This window comes from Tatumella morbirosei (assembly GCF_000757425.2).
Taxonomy (GTDB): Bacteria; Pseudomonadota; Gammaproteobacteria; order Enterobacterales; family Enterobacteriaceae; genus Tatumella; species Tatumella morbirosei.
The window spans coordinates 1-25914 of sequence record NZ_JPKR02000001.1 but is presented as its reverse complement, the minus strand read 5'-3'; the positions used below and the strand labels follow the sequence as shown (position 1 = coordinate 25914).

Annotated in this window: 28 protein-coding genes and 1 pseudogene; 21 read left to right on the top strand and 8 right to left on the bottom strand. The window is 50.1% G+C overall.

Features of this window, described 5'->3' with window-relative positions:
* The first annotated feature begins 45 nt into the window (after nucleotides 1–45).
* From glnH to HA49_RS00150, 6 genes are all read left to right on the top strand, one after another.
* Nucleotides 46–798 carry a glutamine ABC transporter substrate-binding protein GlnH gene (gene glnH / locus HA49_RS00175; RefSeq protein WP_084706328.1) on the top strand — a complete coding sequence of 251 codons (753 nt, stop codon included), beginning with the start codon at nucleotides 46–48 and terminating at the stop codon, nucleotides 796–798.
* 60 nt (nucleotides 799–858) lie between these two features.
* Complete coding sequence (gene glnP, locus HA49_RS00170) at nucleotides 859–1515, top strand: glutamine ABC transporter permease GlnP (RefSeq protein WP_038017012.1); 657 nt, start codon at nucleotides 859–861, stop codon at nucleotides 1513–1515.
* Between the two features lie 2 nt (nucleotides 1516–1517).
* Nucleotides 1518–2243, top strand: a complete 726-nt coding sequence (gene glnQ / locus HA49_RS00165; protein WP_038017340.1) for a glutamine ABC transporter ATP-binding protein GlnQ — start codon at nucleotides 1518–1520, stop codon at nucleotides 2241–2243.
* Between the two features lie 21 nt (nucleotides 2244–2264).
* Nucleotides 2265–3284: an acyl-CoA--6-aminopenicillanic acid acyl-transferase gene (locus tag HA49_RS00160; RefSeq protein WP_038017010.1), complete on the top strand. Its 1020-nt coding sequence runs from the start codon at nucleotides 2265–2267 to the stop codon at nucleotides 3282–3284.
* A gap of 177 nt (nucleotides 3285–3461) precedes the next feature.
* A complete protein-coding gene (locus HA49_RS00155; RefSeq protein ID WP_245610134.1) occupies nucleotides 3462–3731 on the top strand; it encodes a helix-turn-helix domain-containing protein in 270 nt (89 codons plus the stop codon).
* A gap of 18 nt (nucleotides 3732–3749) precedes the next feature.
* Nucleotides 3750–4595 carry a DUF4225 domain-containing protein gene (locus HA49_RS00150; protein WP_038017008.1) on the top strand — a complete coding sequence of 282 codons (846 nt, stop codon included), beginning with the start codon at nucleotides 3750–3752 and terminating at the stop codon, nucleotides 4593–4595.
* Here the strand turns inward: HA49_RS00150 and HA49_RS00145 are convergent.
* The 4 genes from HA49_RS00145 to rraB form a co-directional block, all read right to left on the bottom strand.
* A complete protein-coding gene (locus HA49_RS00145) occupies nucleotides 4543–4872 on the bottom strand; it encodes a hypothetical protein (RefSeq protein ID WP_038017006.1) in 330 nt (109 codons plus the stop codon). The genes HA49_RS00150 and HA49_RS00145 overlap by 53 nt on opposite strands.
* Nucleotides 4873–5440: 568 nt before the next feature.
* Complete coding sequence (locus HA49_RS00140) at nucleotides 5441–5650, bottom strand: YdgH/BhsA/McbA-like domain containing protein (protein ID WP_038017005.1); 210 nt, start codon at nucleotides 5648–5650, stop codon at nucleotides 5441–5443.
* 279 nt (nucleotides 5651–5929) lie between these two features.
* On the bottom strand, nucleotides 5930–6694 hold the full coding sequence (gene miaE, locus HA49_RS00135; protein ID WP_038017003.1) for a tRNA isopentenyl-2-thiomethyl-A-37 hydroxylase MiaE: 765 nt from the start codon (nucleotides 6692–6694) through the stop codon (nucleotides 5930–5932).
* A 98-nt stretch (nucleotides 6695–6792) separates the two neighbouring features.
* Nucleotides 6793–7218 carry a ribonuclease E inhibitor RraB gene (rraB, locus tag HA49_RS00130; protein WP_038017001.1) on the bottom strand — a complete coding sequence of 142 codons (426 nt, stop codon included), beginning with the start codon at nucleotides 7216–7218 and terminating at the stop codon, nucleotides 6793–6795.
* A 178-nt stretch (nucleotides 7219–7396) separates the two neighbouring features.
* Between rraB and argF (HA49_RS00125) the strand changes: the two genes are divergently transcribed.
* From argF (HA49_RS00125) to nrdG, 11 genes and pseudogenes are all read left to right on the top strand, one after another.
* Complete coding sequence (argF, locus tag HA49_RS00125; RefSeq protein WP_038016999.1) at nucleotides 7397–8404, top strand: ornithine carbamoyltransferase; 1008 nt, start codon at nucleotides 7397–7399, stop codon at nucleotides 8402–8404.
* Nucleotides 8405–9018: 614 nt separating this feature from the next.
* Nucleotides 9019–10239 carry an arginine deiminase gene (gene arcA, locus HA49_RS00120; RefSeq protein WP_038016997.1) on the top strand — a complete coding sequence of 407 codons (1221 nt, stop codon included), beginning with the start codon at nucleotides 9019–9021 and terminating at the stop codon, nucleotides 10237–10239.
* Nucleotides 10240–10256: 17 nt separating this feature from the next.
* A complete protein-coding gene (arcC, locus tag HA49_RS00115; RefSeq protein WP_038016995.1) occupies nucleotides 10257–11171 on the top strand; it encodes a carbamate kinase in 915 nt (304 codons plus the stop codon).
* A gap of 86 nt (nucleotides 11172–11257) precedes the next feature.
* Nucleotides 11258–12262: pseudogene (gene argF, locus HA49_RS00110) on the top strand (ornithine carbamoyltransferase).
* A gap of 48 nt (nucleotides 12263–12310) precedes the next feature.
* Nucleotides 12311–13714 (top strand): YfcC family protein, encoded by a 1404-nt coding sequence (locus HA49_RS00105; protein WP_038016993.1) that lies wholly within the window; start codon nucleotides 12311–12313, stop codon nucleotides 13712–13714.
* A 110-nt stretch (nucleotides 13715–13824) separates the two neighbouring features.
* Nucleotides 13825–14304 carry an arginine repressor gene (locus tag HA49_RS00100; protein WP_038017334.1) on the top strand — a complete coding sequence of 160 codons (480 nt, stop codon included), beginning with the start codon at nucleotides 13825–13827 and terminating at the stop codon, nucleotides 14302–14304.
* A 247-nt stretch (nucleotides 14305–14551) separates the two neighbouring features.
* Nucleotides 14552–15487, top strand: a complete 936-nt coding sequence (gene pyrB / locus HA49_RS00095) for an aspartate carbamoyltransferase (protein WP_038016991.1) — start codon at nucleotides 14552–14554, stop codon at nucleotides 15485–15487.
* 15 nt (nucleotides 15488–15502) lie between these two features.
* Entirely contained in the window at nucleotides 15503–15967 is a 465-nt protein-coding gene (gene pyrI, locus HA49_RS00090) for an aspartate carbamoyltransferase regulatory subunit (protein WP_038016989.1), read from the top strand.
* A 78-nt stretch (nucleotides 15968–16045) separates the two neighbouring features.
* A complete protein-coding gene (gene ridA, locus HA49_RS00085; protein ID WP_038016988.1) occupies nucleotides 16046–16432 on the top strand; it encodes a 2-iminobutanoate/2-iminopropanoate deaminase in 387 nt (128 codons plus the stop codon).
* Nucleotides 16433–16616: 184 nt separating this feature from the next.
* Nucleotides 16617–18755: an anaerobic ribonucleoside-triphosphate reductase gene (gene nrdD / locus HA49_RS00080; RefSeq protein WP_038016987.1), complete on the top strand. Its 2139-nt coding sequence runs from the start codon at nucleotides 16617–16619 to the stop codon at nucleotides 18753–18755.
* 4 nt (nucleotides 18756–18759) lie between these two features.
* Nucleotides 18760–19224, top strand: a complete 465-nt coding sequence (nrdG, locus tag HA49_RS00075; protein WP_038016985.1) for an anaerobic ribonucleoside-triphosphate reductase-activating protein — start codon at nucleotides 18760–18762, stop codon at nucleotides 19222–19224.
* A 54-nt stretch (nucleotides 19225–19278) separates the two neighbouring features.
* Here the strand turns inward: nrdG and HA49_RS00070 are convergent, their stop codons facing one another.
* A complete protein-coding gene (locus tag HA49_RS00070) occupies nucleotides 19279–20481 on the bottom strand; it encodes an acyltransferase family protein (protein ID WP_052752401.1) in 1203 nt (400 codons plus the stop codon).
* A 413-nt stretch (nucleotides 20482–20894) separates the two neighbouring features.
* Entirely contained in the window at nucleotides 20895–21323 is a 429-nt protein-coding gene (locus HA49_RS00065) for a YhbP family protein (RefSeq protein WP_038016983.1), read from the bottom strand.
* Between the two features lie 80 nt (nucleotides 21324–21403).
* On the opposite strand from HA49_RS00065, the gene HA49_RS00060 reads away from it, so the two are divergent.
* The gene (locus HA49_RS00060) at nucleotides 21404–21700 is read left to right on the top strand and encodes a GIY-YIG nuclease family protein (protein ID WP_038016981.1); all 297 of its coding nucleotides are present in this window, start codon (nucleotides 21404–21406) and stop codon (nucleotides 21698–21700) included.
* Here HA49_RS00060 and HA49_RS00055 read toward each other — a convergent pair.
* Nucleotides 21691–22191 (bottom strand): GNAT family N-acetyltransferase, encoded by a 501-nt coding sequence (locus HA49_RS00055; protein ID WP_038016979.1) that lies wholly within the window; start codon nucleotides 22189–22191, stop codon nucleotides 21691–21693. The two genes, HA49_RS00060 and HA49_RS00055, sit on opposite strands and share 10 nt — an antisense overlap.
* Nucleotides 22185–22709, bottom strand: a complete 525-nt coding sequence (gene ubiT, locus HA49_RS00050) for a ubiquinone anaerobic biosynthesis accessory factor UbiT (protein WP_038016978.1) — start codon at nucleotides 22707–22709, stop codon at nucleotides 22185–22187. Before ubiT ends, HA49_RS00055 begins: the two co-directional genes overlap by 7 nt.
* A 153-nt stretch (nucleotides 22710–22862) precedes the next feature.
* Here ubiT and ubiU point away from each other — a divergent pair, with 153 nt between their 5' ends.
* The 3 genes from ubiU to HA49_RS00035 all read left to right on the top strand — a co-directional run bounded on the left by ubiU (nucleotide 22863) and on the right by HA49_RS00035 (nucleotide 25872).
* Complete coding sequence (gene ubiU / locus HA49_RS00045) at nucleotides 22863–23858, top strand: ubiquinone anaerobic biosynthesis protein UbiU (RefSeq protein ID WP_038016977.1); 996 nt, start codon at nucleotides 22863–22865, stop codon at nucleotides 23856–23858.
* A gap of 8 nt (nucleotides 23859–23866) precedes the next feature.
* Entirely contained in the window at nucleotides 23867–24769 is a 903-nt protein-coding gene (locus HA49_RS00040; RefSeq protein WP_038017326.1) for a U32 family peptidase, read from the top strand.
* A gap of 92 nt (nucleotides 24770–24861) precedes the next feature.
* Entirely contained in the window at nucleotides 24862–25872 is a 1011-nt protein-coding gene (locus HA49_RS00035) for a luciferase-like monooxygenase (RefSeq protein ID WP_038017324.1), read from the top strand.
* Nucleotides 25873–25914: the final 42 nt, after the last annotated feature.

Genomic DNA, 25914 nt, shown 5'->3' with positions numbered 1-25914 from the left:
TTAGAATACGACTACACACATCCGATCTTATAAAAAGGATTCGTTATGCTGAAAACAATTAATACTGTTGGTATCTCACTGGCTTTACTGGCAAGTGCGTTCAGTTTTAGTGCTATGGCACAAGACAAGCTGACCGTCGGTGTCGATACCGCATTTGTTCCTTTTGAATTTAAACAAGGGGACAAATACGTCGGTTTTGATATTGACCTGTGGAATGCCATCGCCAAAAAAATGGGCGTGGAATATACACTGCAGCCAATGGATTTCGGTGGTCTAATCCCAGGCCTGCAATCGCGTAATATCGATGTGGCAATGGCGGGTATTACTATTACTCCGGTACGTGCCCAGGCCGTTGATTTCAGCGACCCGTACTACAATGCGGACCTGCTGATGGCAGTCAAAAGTTCAGCGACCGGTATCAATAAATTCAGCGACCTGGCAGGTAAGAAAGTCGGTCTGAAACAGGGTACTGCCGCAGCAACCTACATGAAAGCTCATGTGAAAGCAGACTATGTTGAATTCCCGAACATTGATAACGCCTACCTGGATCTGCAGGCCGGAAATATCGATGCCGTAGTTCACGACTCGCCTAACGTGCTGTACTACGTGAAAACTGCGGGTGACGGCAAAATTAAAGCCACCGGCGAGAACGACAGCGTTCTGCCACAACAGTACGGTTTCGCTCTGCAGAAAAACAGCCCTTACACCAAACGTGTTAACGAAGCTCTGAAAGCGTTACGTGCTGACGGCACCTATAACAAGATTTACCTGAAATGGTTCGACAAAGAACCTAAATAAGTTGTCGTTTTGGGCCAGCCCTGCTGGCCCCTTTTCTCTTTGACCGTGCGGATAACCATTATGAATTTTGATATCAGTTATGTCTGGCAAGCCGTGCCAATTCTGTTGCAGGGGCTGAAGCTCACCCTGTTTATCTCAGTCATCGGCTTAATTGGAGGATTTGTCATTGGCCTGGTGGCCGGTGTCAGCCGTGCATTAGGGGGCAGGATATCAAAAACCATCTCTTTGATTTTTGTAGAACTTATCCGCGGAACACCGATTATGGTTCAGGTGATGTTTATCTACTTCGCCCTGCCGTTAGCTCTGCCGGTGCATATTGAGCCAATTACTGCGGCCGTTGTCACCATTATGATTAACTCCGGGGCCTATATTGCCGAAATTACCCGCGGAGCACTATTGTCTATCAATAAAGGCTTCCGTGAAGCCGGTCTGGCGATGGGGCTCTCTTCCCGCGAGACACTGTGGTACATCATCATGCCGCTGGCGTTACGCCGCATGATCCCGGCGCTGGGTAACCAGTGGATCATTAGTATTAAAGATACCTCATTATTTATCGTGATTGGGGTTGCCGAACTGACCCGTCAGGGCCAGGAAATTATTGCCGGTAACTTCCGTGCACTTGAAGTATGGACCGCAGTTGCAGCACTTTACCTGATTGTTACTCTGTGTCTGAGCTTCCTGCTAAAAACTCTGGAAAAAAGGATGCATATCTTATGAGTATGGTTGAATTTCAAAATGTCTCGAAAAATTTTGGCTCAACGCAGGTGCTGCACGATATCAATCTGAAAATTGATGCCGGTGAAGTTGTGGTGATCATCGGGCCTTCCGGGTCAGGAAAATCGACGCTGCTGCGTTGCATTAACAAACTGGAAGAAATCTCTTCCGGGAACCTGATGGTAGCCGGTATGCATCTGACCGATCCCCATGTTAATGAGCGTGATATTCGCCGTGAAGCAGGCATGGTGTTTCAGCAGTTTCACCTGTTCCCGCATCTGACTGCGCTGGAAAACGTGATGTTCGGACCTATCAAGGTGCGTCATACCAGTAAAGACGAAGCCCGCAAGCAGGCCATGGAGCTGCTGACGCGGGTGGGCCTGGCGGCCCGTGCTGACCATTACCCTTCTGAACTGTCAGGCGGTCAGCAACAACGTGTGGCGATTGCCCGGGCACTGGCGGTAAAACCGCAAATGATGCTGTTTGATGAGCCAACCTCAGCCCTGGACCCGGAACTGCGTCATGAAGTACTGCAGGTTATGCGGTCACTGGCGGAGGAAGGTATGACCATGGTAATTGTGACTCATGAAATTGGTTTTGCCCGTGATGTGGCTTCCCGTCTAATCTTTATCGATGGCGGAACCATTGCCGAAGATGGTTCACCGGTTGAGCTGATTGAAGGCGGTAATGGTTGTGCCCGTTTGCAGGAATTCCTGCAGCACGTGTCCTGACAGAGAACTGACGTACATTTTATGAAAAAACTCACCCTCCGGGGTCATGCCTTTGCCATCGGCGAACAACTCGGTATCACCGGACGAGCGGCATGGCATCAGAAACTGACGCAGACTGCGTTGTGGCAGACGGTAATCCGCCTGAAAAACTCGCCAGAGGCGCAGTCCATGGCTCTGGCGGTACAACGTGATTACCCGCTGATCTGGCAGGAATTACAGGGGCTGGCCTATGGTCTGGAAGCCTCGCCAGAGGAAGTTTTTGCCTGGAACTGCCGGGGAGACCTGGTGCGTTCGACCTCGGATGGTTGTACCACCCTGGCCGGTCGCGACAGCGCTGGTCAGGGCTTTATTGCTCATAACGAAGATGGTTTTCCCCAACTTCGTGATGATTGCTTTATTGCCGAAATTTTCCCGCAGCAAGGTACCGCTTTTACCAGCTTTGCTTATCCGGGTTCGATTTGCGGCCATACCTTTGCTGTCAATCAGTATGGCATCGTGAATGCGGTCAATAACATTCGTGCCGTGGAACGTCCGGCAGGGCTTCCCCGCCAGGTGTTGGCCAGAGCATCACTGAACGCCGAACGGCTGGATGATGCGGTCGCTATACTCAGCCAGTCGCCACGCGCCGGCGCATTTCACCATACGCTGGGCCAGGCGGGCGATCACCGAATATTCAGCGTGGAAGCTACCGGCACCGGCAGCAGTGTTATCGAAATGGCGGGTTACCGCGGTCATGCCAATCATCTTATTCATCCGCAACAGCAGGAGACCCGTCAGGTCATCACCGACAGCTCCGGGGCGCGGCAACAGACCATCGACCGACAGTTAGCAGAGGCTACAAATCTGTCCGCGGTACAGGTTCTGTCGATCCTGTCTGATGATGTGGGTGAACTGCCGGTCTACCGGCTGGCAGAAGATGATCCGGACCAGGAAAATACCCTGGCAACGGCTTTCTTCCATATCGGTGATAATGTGGTGCACTGGTCAGTTTACGGACTGGATCGCCCACAGGTAGCGCTGAGTGGTCAGACCGTACGCTAAGCTTTACTGCTAAACCTCCGGTCGTTAAGGTACCTTCCTTGTCACAGGTCTCTTCACTTCAGAGGCCTGTTTTTCTTTGCGAAAACGGTTTATTGATTCAGCTCCGCCGTCATATGCACTTCGTTATTCATGGTCGCTTCGGTGAATGGTCTCAGTACCGAAGGCACGCTCGGGAAGATGGTCATTCAGATCCTGGCTGCTGTGGCAGAAGCCGGGCGTGAGCGCATTCTGGAACGAACCAATGAAGGACGGGTTTCTGCAATGGCCTCTGGTGTTCGGTTCGGCAGGAAGCCCCATCCGGCGACAGCTTCGGCTCTGACTCTTATTCGGCAGGGCGTTTCATTTAAGGCCGTATCGGAGAAAACAGGCATATCGAGATCCACTTATTTCAGACTAAAACGACGGTTGTTTACAGCTGAAAACAAAGGAGTATTATCGGCGATATAATATACAGGGAGAACAAAAATGGATGCTGCATTATCTGATATGATGCGCTCAGGCAGGAATAAAAACTGGGCAGAAACAATGGTTAATCTTGAGGCCAGAAAGCTGATTAATACAGCGAATACGCTGTCCTCCTTCCATCTTCGGGATAGTCTGACCCGGATGAAGTTTGTGCAGGAAATAAAAGAGGTTGTTGAGCAGCAGTTTGCTGCAGTCCGGCGCGCAAAATCAGATCAAGAATGCATGGCCTGTGTAAAAAAACTCAGGGCAGAGACCGAAAATCTTGAAGTACAGGGTCGAATGCTGCGCACGAAAGCGGCGAAACTTTATGCCAAAGTGGAGTTCGTCCGGGAAAATAATAAAATCGTTGGGTATGTAATTTCTGCTGTGAATGTGGTGCTTTCGGGAACAGAGATAGCTTTAGGAACAACGCTACTTGCCAGCGCTAATCCATTAGGTGTACTGGCTGGAGCAATACTCGTTGTGGATGGATTCAATGGGCTAAGCAAAGAATTTAGCCATCAGGTACTTCATGATTCTACATCTGAAGGGTTTGCTGCTAATGCAGCTATGTCTACGGCTGAATTTATGGGGTTTAGTTCTAAAAGTGGATTAGGCTTGTATAAATCAATCTCACTTGTTGCTAATGCTTACAGCATTTTTGGTTTAATAAGAAAGCAAGGAACATGGAGACTATTTCGCTATATCCCAGTCGATTATTACAGGAAAGTCAGTATGTTAAGCCGACCAAAACTAACCATGAAAATTGTTGGATACGGCGTAAAGGCTAAAGTTATTTTTGATCTGATGACAATTACTGATCGCCCTCAATCCCGGAAGAATATTGTTTATACCGCCAGGCTTTAAATGCAAGCTTAGCGGGTGTCAAATACCAGATAAAAGGTAATCCTACAATCAACGAAAAAGCCAGAGAGAGTGTGTTATTTTTTGTAGATAAAACAGATGTAAAAATCAGGATGACAAAAGCAACAATAGTTATCCACTTAGCTACATTAAATCGTTTTGCTAAATCCTGAATCACTTCATCAAGAGTTCCCCCGAAATTTTCCACATTGCTTTTAATTTTCTGGAGATCAGAATGACTGAAGCCGGACTCCAGCAGGGTTTCTTCGCTCACTTTCATGGATTTTATCCTTAAAATAACCAGAATATCACAGGCAAGTCTACCCGAAATCAGGTGATAAATCGCCACTTACAAGTCCAATTTGGATGTTGATCATTTTCCTTTTAAAACATTAAGTTATTTCGTTATCGTGGTCTTTTACACTATTGGCCGTCAAACCCCTTTTATAAAACTCATGGTGTTCTCCTGGCTTCGTAAGAGGATTCACCAGCCGTGAAGTATTCTTCCCCTGCCCGCGATATTTTCCGGATTCTGGCCTGTTAATAAAATGAGGAGTTTCCCGCAAAGAGGGATTGCTGATGAGGTTAACTGCACTTTAGCGGTAAATGCTGGCCAGTCACCGCCAGAACAACCGCGACATCGCCACTCTGTTTAGCCGGTAAACGACAGGGGCCCGGTTCCGTTACGACAGACAGGTATCTCAGGAGTCACGGTGCTGCTTGTCATTAATGAAAAACCGCTGTTTAGCCGAAAGTATGGGCTTACTATGGAAGGATGGAGACGTGGGATACTGGCAGACCATCACAGCCCATGCGGCCGGAGCCACGATGAGCTGTAGTGACAGGAGTTATTTTCTCAGTTCCGCAGTCATATGTACGCCATTTTTATAGGTAGCTTCGGTGATTTTATAAGAAGCACCCGCTTTATGGGCCTGAGCTGCGATCTGCGCTTCTGCGGCATCCAGAGTATCCGCACAGGCAGTGATACTTTGTGCAAAGCTTCCGAAAGACACCAGGGAAAGAGCAGCAACAGCGACGAAAGTTTTGATAGATTTCATGAGTTCACCTTAATTCATTTATTTGTCAGAAGGCCGGTTTGCCTTGATGGAACGAATCATAGGCCTGTAACCGACAAGACAAAAGCTGAACAAATTGCTCATCTTATTCAAAATAAATGAATAACAATGGTTATCAGTCACAAACTGACAAACATTCAGATAAAAACACAAGAATTACGACAAACTACCAGAATTTTATTTTTTAAAATAACAACAATATGAAACTAACGACCGTAAATTTTTACGTTAGCCACAAAAACCTAAAAGAATCATCAGCTTTTAAATTTTTGCCAACGGTCCGCTATGGAAACGTAATTGCCGGTCAGCAGAGGTGATCAGCTCGGCTTCGGTTTCTCCAATTTTCCGGATACGGGCGGTGATATCGTACGGCGAGATCTGACGCGCCAGAGAAAGATAATCCTGATAATGGCGCGCTTCAGAACGCAGTAATGAACGATAAAACTTTGCCAGTTCAGCATCCAGGCAGGGAGCCAGTGCCGCAAAACGTTCACAGGAACGGGCCTCAATATAGGCGCCACAAATCAGCTTATCCACCAGCGTATCGGGTTCATGGGTGGTCACCTCCCGCAACAGCCCTTTGGCATAGCGGCTGGCGGTGATCTTCCGGTAGACCACTCCCCGGGCCTGCATAATCTCCCAGACCTGATAAAAATGATGCAGCTCTTCCTTAATCAGCAGCACCATCTTATCAATCAGTTCATCCGACCAGGGAAAGGTTTCTTTACGGTGAATATTTTTGCCCAGACTGCGATGAGCCTGAATAAAATCGCTGTCCGGATGTTCGCGGTAAATAAAATTCTCATAAGGTATCAGCCACTGATTCAGCGCTTCCCCGCCTGGTTTATCCGTTGCATATTTTCGAATTAACCAGGCGGCCGTCTGAGCGGCTTTGAGTTCACAGGTCAGATGGTCGGTCAGCAGCAGCGGCAAATTTTCCGGTTTGCTGGCTTCATCAATCCAGGCTTGCGGGGTACGGCAATGCAGAAACTGTAACAGCGGTTCAACCAGGGCAGCGTAATTCATAACTCAGCGACTTTCAGCGAAAAAACCAGCAAACAAAAACACCCCGGCCCGGCAGCCAGCTCAGGCAGGGGGTAGCTTTCAGGAGAGATCGGTCACCCTCAGTGACGAACGCCGGTATCACCTTGTTCCGGGCCGGCGTCATCCTCATCGTCCTCTTCGTCTTCGGCGTCCGGGTCTTCGAAGTAAGTTCCCCAGCCATCGTAATCGACGTTGTGTTTACCGGCCATTTTCACCAGCTGTTCGATCTGGGCATTAATCAGATCTTCTTTCAGGGCGACTTCACTGATGATATCCACGCACATGACAGTGGTGCCGTCTTCCAGTTCCAGCTCTTCAGGGTCGGTCACTTCATAGCCCAGCTTGAATGCGTCAACGGCAGCTTTTTCCAGCGCATCAAAACTGTCACAGGACAAATGGTGTTCGATGGTATAGAGCGCATCAGGATCGCTGCCATCTTCCAGTAATTCTTCAATAATTTCGCGTGTTTCTTCGCGCTGTTCTTCCATAAAGGATTCAAAAGTCATCGGATGTTCCTCAGGTGCACTCAGGGGTCAGCCCCCTTCGCTAAACGGCTATTTTCCCACAGCCTCCGACGCGGCACTACACTAAAGCACCAGATAACTGAAAATAAGGTTGAAAATGAATATTCATACATATAGATTGAATATTAATTCATATTATTTTTACTATCCGGAGCGATGTATGAGTAAGCTGTATCAGCGTCATTTTCTGAGACTGTTAGATTTTACCCCCGCCGAACTCGAACAACTGCTGAGCCTGGCTGCCCGCCTGAAAAAAGAAAAAAAACAGGGCACAGAAAAACCTGCCTTGCAGGGAAAAAACATCGCGCTCATCTTCGAAAAAGATTCGACCCGTACCCGTTGCTCTTTCGAAGTTGCCGCTTATGACCAGGGCGCACGTGTCACCTGGCTGGGTGCCAGTGGCAGCCAGATTGGACATAAAGAATCGATTAAAGACACGGCTCGGGTGCTGGGCAGAATGTATGACGGTATTCAGTACCGGGGTTACGGTCAGGATATTGTTGAAACGCTGGCAGAATTTGCCGGTGTTCCGGTCTGGAACGGCCTGACCACCGAATTTCACCCGACCCAGTTGCTGGCCGATCTGCTGACGATGCAGGAACATCTGCCTGGTAAAAAGTTCTCTGAGATGACCCTGGTCTATGTCGGGGATGCACGAAATAACATGGGAAATTCAATGCTGGAAGCTGCCGCACTGACCGGGCTGAATTTACGGCTGGTCGCACCCAAAGCCTGCTGGCCTGAAGACGGTTTGGTGGAAGAGTGCCAGGCAGCGGCAGCGCAAACCGGCGGTAAAATTACCCTGACTGAATCAGTCGCTGACGGGGTGAAAGGCGCTGACTTTATCTATACCGATGTCTGGGTCTCCATGGGGGAAGCCAAAGAAGCTTGGGCTGAACGTATTGCCCTGCTACGCCCTTATCAGGTCAATCAACAGATGCTGGCACTGAGCGGCAATCCCGGAGTTAAGTTTCTGCACTGTCTGCCTGCCTTCCACGATGATCAAACTTCGGTGGGTAAACAGATGGCTGAGCAGTACGGGTTTACCGACGGCATTGAAGTGACTAACGAGGTTTTTGAATCGGAACACAGTATTGTGTTTGATCAGGCAGAAAACCGCATGCACACCATCAAAGCGGTCATGGTTGCCACCCTGGGTCAGCAGTAACTGGTTGGCTGTGGTCTCCGGCTCCCTGAGGGGTTGCCGGAGCCCTGTTCCTGCCCGTGCAGATATAATTATTTATCCGCGACCGGAAATTTCTGTTTGGCGTCGGTAATTTTATTCATCAGTAATGCATACCCTGGCAACCGATGATACTGCATGGTTTTTTAACCCTCTGTTTTCCTGCAGTTATGATTAATAATCAGGCGCAGGTCATAAATATAACTTTTCAGATATTCCACTGAGAATGAATAAATATCCTTCCTTAACCACTGTCAAAAAAATAACCAGCCACACAAATGTATAAATATGCAAAATAAAAAATAAATTGATATTTATCATCAAGATAAAAATAATCCTGACAGGAGACTTTTGCTATAAATCCGGAAAATACAAATAATTATCGCAATAATTTATTTTTAATTTCACTTTCTGATAATCAGCAAATCACCACTTAATGATCTCTCTCATCAAATAGTTTATCCGCCGTCAGTTTATTTCACTCTTTGAATATCATCACATTTTCACCTGACGCCTTTTGGTTATTTTCAAACTGTTTTCAGGAGCAGTGTCAGGGTTACTTTCCCTGATGCTGTTTATTCCACCGATAAGGAGCATCTATGGAAAAGCATTATGTCGGTTCCGAAATAGGCACATTACGCACTGTACTGCTACATCGTCCCAATCTCAGTCTGAAGAGACTGACTCCCAGCAACTGCCAGGATCTGTTATTTGACGATGTTTTGTCGGTAGAACGGGCCGGAGAGGAACATGATAAATTTGCCGATACGCTACGTCAGCAAGGTGTGGATGTCCTGCTGCTGACTGATTTACTGACCAGAACTCTGGACGTTCCTGAAGCCAAAAACTGGCTGTTGAAAACTCAGATTTCTGACTATCGCCTGGGCCCATGTTTTGCCGCTGACATCCGTGACTGGCTGGGACAGATGCCGCACCGGGAACTGTCCCGACACCTGACCGGAGGACTGACCTGTGATGAACTGCCTCCTGAGATCAGAAATATCGCCGGCCGTCAGACCGATCAGGATGATTTTATTACCCGTCCGCTGCCTAACCACCTGTTTACCCGCGATACTTCCTGCTGGATTTACCAGGGGGTAAGTATTAACCCGATGGCCAAAGTCGCCAGACAACGTGAAACCCATAACCTGAGAGCCATTTATCGCTGGCATCCGGCCTTCAGCAACGGTGATTTCATCCGCTATTACGGTGACGATAACCTGAATTATGATCACGCCACCCTGGAAGGCGGTGATGTGCTGGTGATTGGACGAGGGACCGTCCTGATTGGTTTGTCGGAAAGAACCACGGCGCAGGGCATAGAATTTCTCGCCAGTTCGCTGTTTAAACACCAACAGGCCAGCCGTGTCATTGTACTGGAGCTGCCACAGCAACGCTCCTGCATGCATCTCGATACTGTCATGACCCATCTGGATATTGATACGTTTTCTGTCTATCCACAAGTCATTAATCAGAATATGACCTGCTGGACCCTGACCCCGGACGGCCATGGAGGCCTGTGTCGCACGGCGGAAAGCAGTTTCCTGAAAGCACTGGAGCAGGCGTTGGGCATTGACCAGATCCGGTTAATAACTACCGGAGGCGACCGCTTTGAGGCAGAACGCGAACAGTGGAACGACGCGAATAATGTTCTGACCGTTCGTCCGGGGGTCGTCATTGGTTATGAGCGCAACGTCTGGACTAACGAAAAATATGATAAGGCCGGGATTACCGTGCTGCCGATTGCCGGTGATGAGCTGGGCAGAGGACGTGGTGGTGCCAGATGTATGAGTTGTCCGCTGGAACGGGACGGAATTTAACCACAGGGAGAATCACAGTGAAAAATAAACCCACGCTGGTTGTCGCACTGGGGGGAAACGCGTTACTGAAGCGCGGTGACCCTCTGGAAGCTGAAATTCAGCAAAAAAATATCCTGACCGCTGCGGAAGTCATTGCCGGACTGACGGCAGACTGGCGTGTTGTGCTGGTCCATGGCAACGGGCCACAGGTCGGTCTGCTGGCTTTACAGAACGCAGCCTATCCGGCGGTGAAACCCTATCCGCTGGATGTGCTGGGCGCAGAAACTCAGGGGATGATCGGTTATATGCTGCAACAGGCCCTGAAAAACTGCCTGCCACATCAGCAGGTCACGACTCTTTTGACGCAGGTCAGAGTCGATCCTGAAGATCCGGCATTCCTCGACCCGTGCAAATATATCGGCCCGATGTATACCGAAGAACAGGCGATTAAGTTATCCGCAGAGAAACACTGGGCCGTCAAACCGGATGGCAGCGGATTTCGCCGTGTCGTCGCTTCTCCGCAGCCGGTCAGTATTGTCGAAAATGCGGCCATTACCGCCTTGCTGGCAGAAGATCATCTGGTGATCTGTAATGGCGGAGGCGGGATCCCGGTCACCGAACACGGTCAGGGATTGCAGGGGGTTGAGGCAGTTATTGATAAAGATCTCTCTGCCGCCATGCTGGCCCGCCAGCTAAAAGCCGATGCGCTGCTGATTCTGACCGATGCCGATGCCGTCTACCTGAACTGGAATACCCCGGCACAAAAGGCCATTGGCAAGACCAGCGTCAGCTCTCTGGAGGAGTTGCAGTTTGATGCAGGTTCGATGGGGCCGAAAGTTTCGGCTTGCTGCCGCTTTGTTCGGGATTGTCAGGGTATTGCCGGTATCGGCTCATTACAGGATGGCCGCATGATCCTCAATGGTAAAAAAGGCACGCTGATTATGCCGGGCTGAATGCCCGTCTGCACCAACCCAATCAACGCCGGTTCGCCACTCAGGGCAAGGACCGGCCCACGGATAATTTAAATAAGGACTTTGATATGTCAGTGACTCTGAAACAACGCCATTTTCTGAAACTGCTGGATTACACCGCCGAAGAGATCCATTACCTGTTGAATCTGGCCCGCCAACTGAAACAGGATAAACAACAAGGAACTGAACAACCGAAACTCAGTGGCAGAAATATTGCGCTGATTTTTGAAAAAAGTTCGACCCGAACCCGATGTGCTTTTGAGGTTGCTGCATTCGACCAGGGCGCCTGTGTGACTTATCTGGGCCCTTCCGGATCTCAGATAGGCCATAAAGAATCGATGAAAGACACCGCCAGAGTACTGGGCCGGATGTATGACGGTATCGAATACCGGGGCTTCGGTCAGAATATTGTTGAAGAGCTGGCGGAATTTGCCGGGGTTCCGGTCTGGAACGGACTGACCGATGAGTTCCATCCCACTCAGATTCTGGCGGATTTGATGACCATGCAGGAACATGCGCCGGGCAGAGAGTTGTCTTCACTGAGCTTTGCTTACCTGGGTGATGCAAGGAACAATATGGGAAATTCGCTAATGGTCGGCGCCGCTATCATGGGAATGGATATCCGGCTGGTCGCTCCCCGCTCATTCTGGCCCGACGAGGCGCTGGTGAAGTAGTGTCAGGCCATTGCCGCCACCAGCGGTGCCAAAATCAGCCTGACCGAATCGGTCAGCGAAGGAGTGAAAGGCGTGGACTTCCTGTATACCGATGTCTGGGTCTCGATGGGTGAAGCCAAAGAAGCCTGGGAACAACGTGTCAGCCTGATGAAACCTTACCAGATTAACCAGCAGGTGATTGAGGCCACCGGAAACCCGTCGGTGAAATTTATGCACTGTCTGCCCGCTTTCCATAATGAACACACCACCGTCGGCCGTGAAATCGAGGCAACTTACGGCCTGAAAGGACTGGAAGTGACGGAAGAGGTTTTCGAATCGGCACATTCTATTGTGTTTGATGAAGCAGAAAACCGGATGCACACCATCAAAGCGGTGATGGTCGCAACACTGGCAGACTAACTGACCGCAGGTACGCCGTGATGGCGTACCTCTCCGGGAGAGAGTGCAATGAAGACGTTTAAATTCCCCTCCGCATATACCATTCTGTTTGTGCTGATTATTCTGGTGGCGGCCCTCAGTTGGCTGATTCCTGCCGGACAGTATCAGATGGCAATGAATGAGAGTCTGGGCAAAGAAGTGCCAGTGGCCGGAACTTATCATACGGTCGCCCCCAGCCCGCAAGGCCTCAGCGATATTCTGCTGGCTCCGATTGACGGTCTCTGGGACCACAAAACCGGCCAGGCCGGTGCCATTGATGTTGCGCTGTTTATCCTGATTATTGGCGGGTTTCTCGGTGTCACCAATAAAACCGGCGCTATCGATGCCGGGATACAGCGGGTTACCCTGAAACTGCATGGCAAAGAAGAGTGGATGATCCCGATACTCATGGGGCTGTTTGCTCTGGGTGGCACCATTTACGGGATGGCTGAAGAGTCATTGCCGTTCTACTCACTGCTGGTGCCCGTGATGATGGCGGCTCGCTTCGATCCCCTGGTCGCTGCCGCAACGGTTTTGCTGGGAGCCGGTATTGGCACTTTGGGTTCCACGATTAATCCGTTCGCCACGGTGATTGCCGCTAATGCCGCAGGGATTCCGTTTACCGAAGGTATTACGCTGCGCATTATCATGCTTATCAGTGGCTGGCTGGTGTGTGTCTGGTGGGTACGTCGCTATGCCATTCGTGTACGCGAAAATCCGCAACTATCATTGCTGGCCGATCATGCTGAAGAAAACCGGCGCTACTTTTTATCTCAGCAGAGTGATGAGCCATTACCTTTTACCCTGACACGTAAAATTATTCTCGGTCTGTTTGCTGTGGCCTTTGTGATTATGATTTATGGGGTTTCGGTAAAGGGCTGGTGGATGGCCGAAATATCTGCCATGTTCCTTGCGGCCTCGATTCTGGTCGGACTGGTAGCACGGATGAGTGAGGAAAACTTTACCTCGACGTTTATCGATGGTGCCCGCGATTTGCTGGGCGTTGCCCTGATCATCGGTATTGCCCGTGGCATTGTAGTCATCATGGATAATGGCATGATTACCCATTCATTACTGAATGCCGCCGAACAACTGGTCAGCGGATTACCGTCAGTCGTATTTATCAATGTGACCTGGCTGATTGAAGTGGTGCTGTCATTCCTGATCCCCTCATCCTCAGGACTGGCGGTGCTCAGCATGCCGATTCTGGCGCCGTTGGCAGACTTTGCCGGTACCGGCCGTGATTTGGTCGTGACGGTCTATCAGTCAGCCTCAGGGCTGGTTAATCTGATCACACCCACTTCCGGTGTAGTGATGGGCGGCCTGGCCATTGCCAGAGTCCCATACATTCGTTATCTGAAATGGGTCGCTCCGTTACTGGCCATTCTTGTGATAATGAACATAGTTATGCTCAGTGTCTCCGCGTTACTATAATGGCCGGCGTACTGCCTGATAGAGGAAAGCAATTATTCAGGCAGTCTCTGCCGGCATGGAATAACTTCTGCCGGCAGATCTCATCAGGCCCGACAACGGAGATGTCCTCTATGCCTATTACCTCCCCCGCCACCAGCAGGGAGCTTCAACAGCTGGCACTGTGCCAGCGGCTGATTCTGCAAAACAGCTATATTTCCCAGGAAGCATTACGCCAGGATGTCCGACGTTCCGGATTTCCGATGGTCAGTCAGTCCACCATATCCAGGTTACTGAAAACACTGGGGGTGATTAAAATACGCAACAGCCGCGGACAACGCATCTATACCCTCAATCCACTGGCACAACCCTTACCCAGGGCAAGTCGTACCATTGCCGAAATGGTCGTGGATATCGTTTATAATCAGGAGTTTATCCTGGTACATACTGCCGCCGGCTATGGACGGGCGGTCGCAAGAGTTATCGATTGTCAGCAACTGCCACAGATGATGGGAGTGGTGGCAGGCAGTGATAACGTCTGGATTGCCCCGGTACATCGCCAGCAGATCGGTCCTTTGTATCAGCAAATCCGCCACCTGCTCAGTGCCGGGTAACCGGGAGACGAATATGAAAGCAGGATTAACCGCCCGCTACTCTTGTCAGAAACTGTCAGGCCGGTATAATGCGCGGAAAATTTGCAGGGGAAAAACATGCCGCAGGTAATCACACAATCTGATGCCCGTATCCGCCTGACTGCGGGTGGTAGCCCTTTTTTTTCCTGTGAAGACCCCTATTCTGTTAAAGCCCCTGTTTCAGGGGCTTTTTTTTGCCTGTCATCTGTTCGTGCCGAGGATATAACTCATGGCTAACCCTCTCTATCGAAAGCATATTATCTCCATCAATGACCTCTCCCGCGAGGAGCTGGAGCTGGTATTAGATACTGCCGCCCGGCTGAAGGCTTCACCCCGGCCGGAATTACTGAAGCATAAAGTCATTGCCAGCTGCTTCTTCGAAGCTTCCACCCGCACCCGGTTATCTTTTGAAACAGCCATTCACCGCTTAGGTGCCTCGGTCGTCGGTTTCGCTGATGGCGGAAATACCTCTCTGGGTAAAAAAGGTGAAACCCTGGCAGATACCATTTCGGTGATTAGTACCTATGTGGATGCTATTGTTATGCGCCATCCGCAGGAAGGTGCTGCGAGGCTGGCGACCGAATTTTCCGGTGATATTCCGGTACTGAATGCCGGTGATGGCGCTAACCAGCACCCAACTCAGACCCTGTTGGATCTGTTCACCATCAGTGAAACACAGCAACGACTGGATAATCTGAATATTGCCATGGTGGGTGATTTAAAATACGGCCGTACTGTTCATTCACTGACCCAGGCATTAGCTAAGTTCAGTAATAACCGTTTCTTCTTTATCGCCCCGGATGCGCTGGCAATGCCTTCCTATATCACCGATTTGCTGGATGAAAAAGATATCGCCTGGTCCCGCCATGCATCCATCGAAGAAGTGATACCACAGACCGATATTTTGTATATGACCCGGGTGCAGAAAGAGCGCCTGGACCCGTCTGAGTATGCCAACGTTAAGGCACAGTTTGTCTTACGAGCCGCTGATCTGACCGGTGCCCGCGAGACGATGAAAGTGCTGCATCCGCTGCCACGTGTGGATGAAATTGATACCGATGTTGACAGTACTCCGCATGCCTGGTACTTCCAGCAGGCAGGCAACGGTATCTATGCCCGCCAGGCTTTGCTGGCATTAGTACTCAATGAACAACTGACAGCATAACGGGGAGAGACAGCCATGACTCAGGATAATAAATTACAGGTAGAAGCGATTAAATGCGGTACGGTGATTGACCATATCCCTGCCCGTGTCGGCTTCCGGCTGCTGTCACTGTTTCGCCTCACCGAAACCGATCAACGTATTACCATTGGCCTGAATCTGCCGTCCGGTGAAATGCAGCGCAAAGATTTGATCAAAATAGAAAATACTTTCCTGACCGATGACCAAATCAATCAGCTGGCTATCTATGCACCACAGGCTACGGTAAACCGAATTGATAACTATGACGTGGTCGCCAAAATTGTGCCGGCACTGCCGGAACGAATTGAGCGGGTTCTGACCTGTCCGAACAGCAACTGCATCAGCCATAATGAGCCGGTTAATTCCGAGTTTACCGTTCGCCAGCGGGCACAGGATATCTCATTGAAATGCAAATACTGTGAAAAAGAATTTGCGCATCATGTTGTTATCGGACACTGGTAATCACCACTGACCCTTCTATAATGGGGAAAACATCGACAGAGGGCTTGTTGCCCTCGAAACTATCATTAAGGGGAATTTATGTCTCGCGTCATCAGCACAGATAAAGCGCCTGCCGCTATCGGCCCGTATGTACAGGCTGTCGATCTCGGCAATATGATCATTACCTCCGGACAGATCCCTGTTGATCCTGCCACCGGTGACGTTGCAGACGATGTCGCGGCGCAAACCCGCCAGTCTCTGGCTAATGTTAAGGCAATTATTGAGCAGGCGGGTCTGACTGTCGGTGATATTGTGAAAACCACCGTGTTCGTCAAAGATTTAAATGACTTTGCCACCGTCAACGCGACCTATGAAGCCTTCTTCACTGAGCACCAGGCAAGTTTCCCTGCACGTTCCTGTGTGGAAGTAGCCCGTTTACCGAAAGACGTGAAAATCGAAATCGAAGCGATCGCCGTACGCCGCTAATTTCACGACACTGTTCCCGGCACTCTTACCGGGGACGGTTATCCCCCCACCCCGGGTCATTTATTCGCTCCATCCTTCCTTTCCGCGCTTCTTTGTCCTGAATCAAACTCTCACCAACTATTCCACAGAAAACACTATATGTTGTGTTTAAAATGACAAAAAACGCCACATATGGGTGAGTGAGATGATTAACTTCGTTATTAAACGGGATGGCTGCAAGGTAGCTTTTTGTCGCCAAAGGATCTTCAATGCAATTTGTGCGGCGGCCCGGGCTGCCGGGGTGTCAGATAATAACTATTGTGAAACGATTACCACAAAAATCTGTGAGGAACTCAGCCAGTTTCCGGAACTGGATATCAGCCGGATACAACAAACAGTCGAAAACGGCTTAATGGCTGGCTGTTACCCGGCCATCGCCAGAAGCTATATTGAATACCGCCATGACCGTGATAAAGCCAGGGAACAGCGCGGCCGCCTGCATCAGGAAATTCAGGGACTGGTCGAACAGACTAATGCAGCCCTGCTGAACGAAAATGCTAATAAGGACAGCAAAGTGATTCCTACCCAGCGGGATTTGCTGGCAGGGATTGTGGCAAAGCATTACGCCAGGCAGCATATTTTACCTGCGTCAGTCATGCAGGCCCATGATCGCGGCGATATCCACTACCACGATCTGGATTATTCACCGTTCTTCCCGATGTTTAACTGCATGTTGATTGATCTGCAGGGCATGCTTACCCGCGGATTCAAAATGGGTAATGCCGAAATCACTCCACCGAAATCGATAGCCACCGCCACCGCGGTCACTGCGCAAATCATTGCCCAGGTCGCCAGCCATATTTATGGCGGCACCACCATCAACCGGATTGATGAAGTACTGGCCCCGTATGTTGAAGCCAGCCTGCAACGGCATCGTGAAATTGCCAGGGAATGGCAAATTCATGATGTGGAAGGCTATGCCGATGCCCGTACCCGTAAAGAGTGTTTTGATGCTTTTCAGTCGCTGGAATATGAAGTGAATACCCTGCACACGGCCAATGGTCAGACCCCCTTTGTCACCTTTGGCTTCGGTTTGGGCACCACCCGGGCTTCCCGGCTGATACAGATATCCATCCTGCAAAACCGGATTAACGGGTTAGGAAAAAATCATAAAACCGCGGTTTTCCCTAAACTGGTGTTCGCGATTCGGGAAGGAGTGAATCATCGCCCCGAAGATATCAATTATGATATTAAGCAACTGGCTCTGGAGTGCGCCAGCCAGCGAATGTACCCCGATATCCTGAATTATGATCAGGTCGTCAAAGTGACGGGGTCATTTAAAACCCCTATGGGCTGCCGGAGCTTTTTGGGAGTCTATGAAGAAAACGGTCAGCAAATCCATGAAGGACGAAATAATATTGGGGTGGTCAGCCTGAATTTGCCACGTATCGCGTTGCAGGCTGAAGGCGATGAAACCCGCTTCTGGTCTCTGCTGGAGAGTCGGCTGGAAGTAGCACGGCAGGCGCTGATGACACGTATCAGTCGTCTGGAAAACACCTGTGCACGGGTGGCTCCTATTCTGTATATGGAAGGTGCCTGTGGTGTCCGGTTACAGGCAGATGAGAAAGTCGGTAAGATTTTCCGCAATGGCCGGGCCTCCATTTCGCTGGGCTATATTGGCCTGCATGAGACCATTAATGCCCTGACCGGCAACCGGCAACATCTGTTCGATTCCACTGAACTACAACAGAAAGCACAGGCTATCGTGCACCGGTTACGTCAGGCGACCGATCAATGGAAAACTGACACCGGTTACGGATTCAGTCTTTACAGTACACCCAGCGAAAACCTGTGCGACCGTTTTTGCCGGCTGGATGCCGCTGAATTTGGGGTGATTCAGGGTGTGACCGACAAAGGCTATTACACCAACAGTTTCCATCTGGATGTGGAAAAAACAGCGAACCCGTACGATAAAATTGATTTCGAAGCCCCTTATCCGGAAATCGCTAATGGCGGATTTATCTGTTACGGCGAATATCCTAATCTGCGCCATAACCTGAAAGCCCTGGAAGATGTCTGGGACTACAGCTATTCCCGGATTCCTTACTATGGTACCAATACACCGATTGATGAATGTTACGACTGCGGTTTCAAAGGAGAATTTAGCTGTACCAGTAAAGGATTTACCTGCCCGCAATGCGGTAATCATAATTCGGCCAGAGTATCAGTGACCCGCAGAGTCTGCGGATACCTAGGTAGCCCGGATGCCAGGCCGTTTAATGCCGGTAAACAGGAAGAGGTTAAACGTCGGGTGAAACATTTGCAGAATGGTTTCCCGGGGTAGTGACATGAATTACCACCGTTATTATCCACTGGATGTGATTAACGGGCCCGGTACCCGCTGTACGCTGTTTGTTGCCGGCTGCGAGCACCATTGCCGGGGATGCTACAACCAGTCTACCTGGCGGGTGGATTCCGGCCACCCGTTCACCCATGAGCTGGAAGACCAGATTATTGCCGATCTTAACGATACCCGGATTCGTCGTCAGGGCCTGTCGCTCTCCGGCGGCGATCCTTTACATCCGGCCAATCTGAGTGCGGTGCGACAACTGGTCAGCCGGGTGGTGGATGAATGCCCTGGCAAAGATATCTGGTTATGGACTGGCTATCGTTTTCACTGGCTAAGTGACACACAACGCGACATCATCCGCCGCGTTAACGTATTGATCGATGGTAAATTTATAGAAAGCCAGAAAGATCTGACGCTCAAATGGCGCGGCAGTAAAAACCAACGCATCTGGTATCTGCGCTGAGCCGCCGGCCCGATTCCGGGCCGACGGGGTGGCATGCAACTGCCGATATTGCCGTCAGCCCGCTTCAGTCATGGTGCGTGCAGTTTTTTTGCCTTTGGTCAGTGAGTTAAGATAATTGCCACAGGGAATTTCCACATACTTATACAGCGCCCAGCCGAGTAGCACACTGACCACTGCGGCCAACGCCACCAGCAGGATCCCATGAGAAAAATCATATTTTGTGTCACCACTCCAGCGCTTCAACACGATCAGTACGGAAAAATGAATCATATAGAAGCCGAACGATATGTTGCCCAACCACTGCATGACCGGTAAATTGAGGAATGACCGCTTCCCACGCACATCCCCGACCGCCAGCGAGCCCAGCAGGAAGACTAAAGGATACAACGTGATCAGGTTATAACTGAACTGGAAAGGCAGGTTCACATCAATCACATAGCTTGCCAGCAGCAACAAGGTACTGGTGACAACGCTGATCCGGATAAAGTAACCCTCAAGAATAATCCTGGATAAAACCAGTCCAATAACAAACTCAAAAACGCGGGTCAGTGGAAAGGTGTAGGAAATCCACCATTGAATTTCACCGACCCGGAATGGCCAGCCCGGCAACGGCGCTTCGTTATGTGTGAAATAATAAATAATTAACTGACTCAGGATCATACCTGCATAGCAGAGGAAAATGGTGGTCCATAGTTTGTCGGCCGGAATGGCTTTGACCCAGCGATAAACCACCGGGAAGATCACATAAAACAGGATAATAGCGCAGAGGAACCAGCTGGGGGTATTTCCGCCAATATAATTCTCAGCACGCGGGATCCAGGTTTGCACCAGTAACAGGTTGGGAAACCAGATATCCGGCCGATGAAAACTAATCACTCCTGTCACCAGCGTTATCAGCATCACCACCACATTCACCGGGTAAATTTTTGCGAAACGGCGCATGTAAAAGCGGATGGGATGATCGACCGGCCGGGATGACCAGCCCATCACGAAACCGCTAAGAATGAAAAACATCGACACACTGACCCAACCGGTCTTACTAAAAATGACATAATACCAGTCGCTGACCGCCGGATTTGAGAACGGCGCGAGAATTGGTGTCAGTGATGAATGAAACAGAAATACACTTATGGCGGCTATAAACCTGATACCGTTCAGTGAGGTCAGGTTAGGTAACATTCCTTTCTCATTACGCTGAACGATATGGTGGGCAGTCGATGACCAGGCAGACTGCTCAGAAGATGTACTGTTTTGCATATATCCCCCCCTTCCTCAAAACAGATGGTTGTGAATAAATCATTGTTCAATAAACATTAAATAATGAAATAAATTACTGTTTTACATTTAGCAGGTGAATTGCTCACAGCGCCTGAATTCTCAGGCGAAAAAAAATTATAATAAGTTATACAGGTTAAATCAGGGATCAAGGCCATCCGATGGCTGAGCCGGAGTTAACTAATATATAACACAGTCGATGATTGCAAATGAAATTAGTTAATAATATTTAACTTTATGAATGCTATAAACTTATTCTTGTTAAAAAAATGTTTTTTAAGTAAGATAAAACCAGGATGACAGGAGGTGTGTGTTGCAGGGAAGGACCAGCAGATGACATAACCCACCGGCTTAAAGATCGTTATGTCATCGGGCAGGAACTGAGCAGAAAACCATTAGGAGGAGCGTTGCCAGTGAATTTTTTTACCAAATCCGAGGGTGTTGTTGGTCATTTTTAGTTCATCAAGACGAATTTCCCACAACGGAGCTTTCATGGCTTTAGCTATCGGAAATTTCTTCTGATAACTGGCCAGCGCCTGCTGTTCTCTTTGGCCCTGCGGGCGAAAAATCTCGCCGGCATACTGGACCCCTTTAATCAGCATGACGGATTTAGGTGTCGCCGTGACTGTACCCACCACCCGCGGGTTTTCCAACATCAGTTGTCCGTGTCGGGTGGTATCTTCGGTCATCAGCCAGAAACAGACGCTCTGTTCATCAAAGACATAAAAACAATTTGCGGCCCACAGCGTTTCGCCACTCCCGGCACACAGGGTCAGTACATGGTTTTTTTTCAGATAGTCAATGCAATGCTTTAAATCAGACAAATTCAGAACCTTAGCCACTCACCAATGGCATCGTTACAAACAGCACGCTACACTGCCTGCTCTGATCAGGACGGAAAAAGATGCAGACAACAGAAGATTGCTGGTTCCTTTACATGGTGCGTACCGCATCAGGTGCGCTGTATACCGGGATCACTACCGATGTTGCCCGGCGTTTTTTGCAGCATCAGCAGGGCACCGGCGCAAAAGCCTTACGGGGTAAAGGGCCACTGACGCTGGTTTTCCAGTGTCCTGCCGGTGACCGGTCGCGGGCATCGAAACTTGAATACCGGCTTAAACAACAGCCACGGGCAGATAAACTGCGACTGGTGGAGCAGCAACCTGACAATCTGTTACTCTGGCTGACAGGTCAGCCATAAAAAGGGGCTGAGAACTGTAGTTCCCCACTGAGAGTATCGGTAGGGCCATTGGCCAACGGATAAACCAGCAGAGTTTGCGGCGAATGCCCCTTCGGGCACTGGTAGTTCAGCCCCTGTGAAACAGTGAACCCGACCGGAATCAGACAGTCCATGTTGTTTTCGGCAATGACCGCGCTGTAGCCAAATTCATTCAGGGTATCCAGGGCTTCGCAGACCAGTTGTTGGTCGAGTGTCTGCTGTTGAAACTCATGGCTCACCGCGAGTGGGTACAATGCAACCCAGCCACTGTCTTCGCCGTCCGACGTGACGGGGCTGAAAGCCGCGTAACCCAGTACCTGCCCCTCATCATCGGTCGCCACAATCCCCAGGGTAAGCAGCCCCTGCTCACGCAGTTCTCTGACCCGTTTAGCTTCCTGATCTGAAGGGAAACTGTCTTTTAATAAACGGTCGATGCCTGGTGCATCAATACCAATTTCAGTTCGAATTAGCATGAGTTCTCTTCGCGCACCGTAATAACGCTGGCGTCCTGTGTCATTCCTGCTTCTGTAAATGCAGCCAGATGCTGCAACCCGTTACGTAATAACACCGGCATAGACTCTGGTTCAATAGCATCCATCAGGTTTTTTACCGCTAATCCCAACTCTGTATCTCCCTCAACTACCAGCCGGCGTTGGAAGAATAACATATCCGGGTCTTTCCGACCTGCCGCGAGTAATATCAGGTCATTAATTCCTGCTCTGAACCACACATCGGCGACAGTATCATCGGTAATAATGATCCGACCTTGCTGCAGGGTCATCACCCATTGCAGACGCAGATCGCGAATATCGATCCCTAACCGACGGTCCTGCAAAAAGTCAACATCACCGGCCGCAATCAGTTGCTGGTATTGCCAGTTTATCAGTTGTCTGAGAAACATTTTCTTGCAGGAAAAAGGCAGAATACCCAGCGGGCCTGCCACTAATTTGGGTAACCCGGTAACCAGTTGATGATGTAACCGTTGCAACATAGTCTTCCTTTCCTCTTGACTCAAAACAGAAGCACTATTTTATCTGCCCGGACGACGATTTTTTTGACTATCCGGTCATACACTGCCCTGAATCAACTTTCAGGCTGATAAATTTCCCTACACTTTTTCACCGGCTTTTATCTGGAGATATCTATGGAATTGTTGTGTCCGGCAGGTAACCTTCCCGCACTGAAAGCAGCGGCGGAAAACGGTGCCGACGCAGTCTATGTTGGCCTGAAAGATGACACTAATGCACGGCATTTCACGGGGCTGAACTTTACCCCTGAACGACTGGAACAGGCCGCAAAATATCTGCATCAGCAACGCAAAAAATTACATGTTGCTATTAATACCTTTGCCCATCCCGGAGGGTTCAGGCGCTGGCAACAGGCGGTAGATATTGCGGTAAACAGCGGCGCCGATGCATTAATCATGGCCGACCCGGCACTGCTCGACTATGCCTGTTGCCGCTATCCACAGACTGAACGTCACCTTTCCGTTCAGGCCTCCGTCACTAACACCGAAGCTATCCGCTTTTATCAGCGTGAATTCTCTGTGCACCGTGTGGTTTTGCCGCGGGTTTTGTCATTGCATCAGGTTCGTCAGTTGGCACGCGAAACCACTGTCCCGCTTGAGGTCTTCGCTTTTGGCAGCCTGTGTATTATGGCTGAAGGTCGCTGTTACCTTTCCTCCTGGATGACCGGTGAATCCCCAAACACCGTAGGTGCCTGCTCTCCGGCCAGATTTGTCCGCTGGGAAGAGACCACTCAGGGGATGGAGTCGCGGCTTAATAATGTGCTGATTGACCGGTTCAGCCCGCAGGAAAATACCGGCTATCCGACGCTGTGCAAGGGGCGTTATCAGGTGGAGGGGCAGCGCTACCACGTGCTGGAAGAACCCACCAGCCTGAACACCCTGGCCCTGCTACCGGAACTGCAACGAATGGGTATTGTGTCGGTAAAAATTGAAGGCCGCCAGCGCAGTCCGGCATATGTCCGTCAGGTGTCTTCGGTATGGCGACAAGCGATTGACCGTTGCCTTCACGCCCCCAATAACTTCGCCATTGACCCCCGCTGGCTGCAACAACTGAGCGAACTGGCCGAAGGAACACAAACTACCCTCGGTGCTTTGCACCGCCAATGGCAATAGGAACCACCATGAAATATGCACTCGGGCCAGTGCTCTGGTACTGGCCAACCGATACTCTGAATGAATTTTATCGTGCTGCCGCGACCTGCGATGCTGAGATTATTTATCTTGGGGAAGCGGTGTGTAGTAAACGGCGTGCTACTTCTTTTTCGCAGTGGATGGAGATGGCCCGCCAACTGGCCGCTGCCGGTAAGCAGGTGGTTTTGAGTACCCTGGCCTTACTGCAATCACCTTCAGAACTGAAAGAGCTGAAACGCTATGTTACTAATGGTGAGTTTATGATTGAAGCCAGTGATATGGGCACCGTGAATCTTGCCGCAGAGCACCGGCTGCCGTTTGTCGCCGGGCATTCGCTGAATATATACAACGCAGCCAGTCTGAAAATATTACTGAAACAAGGAATGGTGCGCTGGTGCATGCCGGTAGAATTGTCCCGTGACTGGCTGGAGACACTACTGAAGGAGTGCGAAGATGCAGGTTTCAGAGACAGGTTTGAAGTAGAGGTGTTTGGTTATGGGCATCTGCCACTGGCCTTGTCGGCACGCTGCTTTACTGCCCGTTCAGAAAACCGCGATAAAGATCATTGTGAGACCTGCTGCCTTCATTATCCACAGGGCAGAAAGGTACTTTCTCAGGAAGGACAGCCGGTGTTTGTGCTGAACGGAATTCAGACCATGAGTGGCTATTGCTACCACCTGGGGAATGAGCAAAAAGGCATGCAGTCAATGGTTGATGTGTTGCGCCTGTCGCCGGAAGATATGCAAACACCGGCGCTGACACAGCAGTTTAGAGATAATCAGCAAGGAACAATGCCTTTTGATCTTACCGACGCAACTCACTGCAATGGCTACTGGCGTAATATTGAAGGGATGGCATTGCAGACAGCGACGGGGCACAATCCGCTTAGCTGATCCGACAGAAAAACCGATACATTGAGAGTGATGCGTTTTGCATCACTCTGCCGGTAATACGCCAGAGATCCCGGTGTGATAAAGGTATGAATATGTCTGACCTCAAGCCCTTCAAACTTTCGGTACTGGATCTGTCTCCGATTCCGGAACAGTCTGATCCGCGTGCCGCGTTTACCAATTCACTGGCATTAGCCAGATTTGCCGAGTCTGCCGGGTATCATCGCTACTGGCTGGCCGAACATCACAATATGACCGGGATTGCCAGCGCGGCCACTTCGGTACTGATTGGCTACCTTGCGGCAAATACTCAACACTTACACCTCGGTTCAGGCGGCGTAATGCTACCTAACCACGCGCCTCTGGTGATTGCTGAGCAGTTTGGTACCCTTGCCACCTTATATCCGGGAAGAATTGATTTAGGTATCGGCCGTGCGCCTGGTTCAGACCAACGGACTATGATGGCGTTACGCCGCCATATGAGTGGCAGCGCAGAAGACAGCTTTCCGCAGGATATTGAACAACTGATCCGCTGGTTTGATGCACCGGCTGGCAGCCATTTTGACGTTCAGCCGGTGCCAGGTACTGACCTGCAGATCCCGTTATGGTTGCTGGGTTCCAGTCTGTACAGTGCACAGCTGGCAGCACATCTGGGACTGCCGTTTGCTTTCGCCTCTCATTTTGCTCCGGACATGCTGTCGCAGGCAGTGACTCTCTACCGGGAGAAATTCCGTCCGTCAGCGCGGCTGGCTGAGCCTTATGTGATGATCGGAGTGAATGTGATTGCCGCGGAAAGTAAAGCCAGAGCGCGTTATCTGTTCACCTCACAGCAGCAGCAATTTATTAACCTGCGCCGTGGTATGCCCGGCCCGTTACCGGCTCCGGTGGAAAATATGGATCATATCTGGTCGCCGGCAGAAAAATACGGTGTCGACCGTGCTCTGGGTATGTCACTGGTCGGCGATCAGGTGTCCGTAGCTCAGGGACTGGCGTCTCTTCAGCAACAATATCAGGCCGATGAGTTTATGGTTAACGGGCAAATCTTCGATATTGATGCACGTATCTACTCGTTCTCACTGGCGATGGCTGCGGCACAATCTCTGTAAATCATTCCTGACAGCTCATTACAGACATAAAAAAACGCGATG

Coding starts and splice junctions, on each gene's coding strand:
- pyrB (WP_038016991.1), top strand. CDS start 14,552: ATGGCTAACCCTCTCTATCGAAAGCATATTATCTCCATCAATGACCTC.
- ubiU (WP_038016977.1), top strand. CDS start 22,863: ATGGAATTGTTGTGTCCGGCAGGTAACCTTCCCGCACTGAAAGCAGCG.
- argF (WP_038016999.1), top strand. CDS start 7,397: ATGAGTAAGCTGTATCAGCGTCATTTTCTGAGACTGTTAGATTTTACC.
- rraB (WP_038017001.1), bottom strand. CDS start 7,218: ATGACTTTTGAATCCTTTATGGAAGAACAGCGCGAAGAAACACGCGAA.
- nrdG (WP_038016985.1), top strand. CDS start 18,760: ATGAATTACCACCGTTATTATCCACTGGATGTGATTAACGGGCCCGGT.
- HA49_RS00105 (WP_038016993.1), top strand. CDS start 12,311: ATGAAGACGTTTAAATTCCCCTCCGCATATACCATTCTGTTTGTGCTG.
- glnQ (WP_038017340.1), top strand. CDS start 1,518: ATGGTTGAATTTCAAAATGTCTCGAAAAATTTTGGCTCAACGCAGGTG.
- HA49_RS00060 (WP_038016981.1), top strand. CDS start 21,404: ATGCAGACAACAGAAGATTGCTGGTTCCTTTACATGGTGCGTACCGCA.
- glnP (WP_038017012.1), top strand. CDS start 859: ATGAATTTTGATATCAGTTATGTCTGGCAAGCCGTGCCAATTCTGTTG.
- HA49_RS00140 (WP_038017005.1), bottom strand. CDS start 5,650: ATGAAATCTATCAAAACTTTCGTCGCTGTTGCTGCTCTTTCCCTGGTG.
- arcA (WP_038016997.1), top strand. CDS start 9,019: ATGGAAAAGCATTATGTCGGTTCCGAAATAGGCACATTACGCACTGTA.
- ridA (WP_038016988.1), top strand. CDS start 16,046: ATGTCTCGCGTCATCAGCACAGATAAAGCGCCTGCCGCTATCGGCCCG.
- HA49_RS00160 (WP_038017010.1), top strand. CDS start 2,265: ATGAAAAAACTCACCCTCCGGGGTCATGCCTTTGCCATCGGCGAACAA.
- ubiT (WP_038016978.1), bottom strand. CDS start 22,709: ATGTTGCAACGGTTACATCATCAACTGGTTACCGGGTTACCCAAATTA.
- HA49_RS00100 (WP_038017334.1), top strand. CDS start 13,825: ATGCCTATTACCTCCCCCGCCACCAGCAGGGAGCTTCAACAGCTGGCA.
- HA49_RS00070 (WP_052752401.1), bottom strand. CDS start 20,481: ATGCAAAACAGTACATCTTCTGAGCAGTCTGCCTGGTCATCGACTGCC.
- HA49_RS00035 (WP_038017324.1), top strand. CDS start 24,862: ATGTCTGACCTCAAGCCCTTCAAACTTTCGGTACTGGATCTGTCTCCG.
- HA49_RS00145 (WP_038017006.1), bottom strand. CDS start 4,872: ATGAAAGTGAGCGAAGAAACCCTGCTGGAGTCCGGCTTCAGTCATTCT.
- glnH (WP_084706328.1), top strand. CDS start 46: ATGCTGAAAACAATTAATACTGTTGGTATCTCACTGGCTTTACTGGCA.
- HA49_RS00040 (WP_038017326.1), top strand. CDS start 23,867: ATGAAATATGCACTCGGGCCAGTGCTCTGGTACTGGCCAACCGATACT.
- pyrI (WP_038016989.1), top strand. CDS start 15,503: ATGACTCAGGATAATAAATTACAGGTAGAAGCGATTAAATGCGGTACG.
- miaE (WP_038017003.1), bottom strand. CDS start 6,694: ATGAATTACGCTGCCCTGGTTGAACCGCTGTTACAGTTTCTGCATTGC.
- HA49_RS00055 (WP_038016979.1), bottom strand. CDS start 22,191: ATGCTAATTCGAACTGAAATTGGTATTGATGCACCAGGCATCGACCGT.
- nrdD (WP_038016987.1), top strand. CDS start 16,617: ATGATTAACTTCGTTATTAAACGGGATGGCTGCAAGGTAGCTTTTTGT.
- HA49_RS00150 (WP_038017008.1), top strand. CDS start 3,750: ATGGATGCTGCATTATCTGATATGATGCGCTCAGGCAGGAATAAAAAC.
- HA49_RS00155 (WP_245610134.1), top strand. CDS start 3,462: ATGGTCATTCAGATCCTGGCTGCTGTGGCAGAAGCCGGGCGTGAGCGC.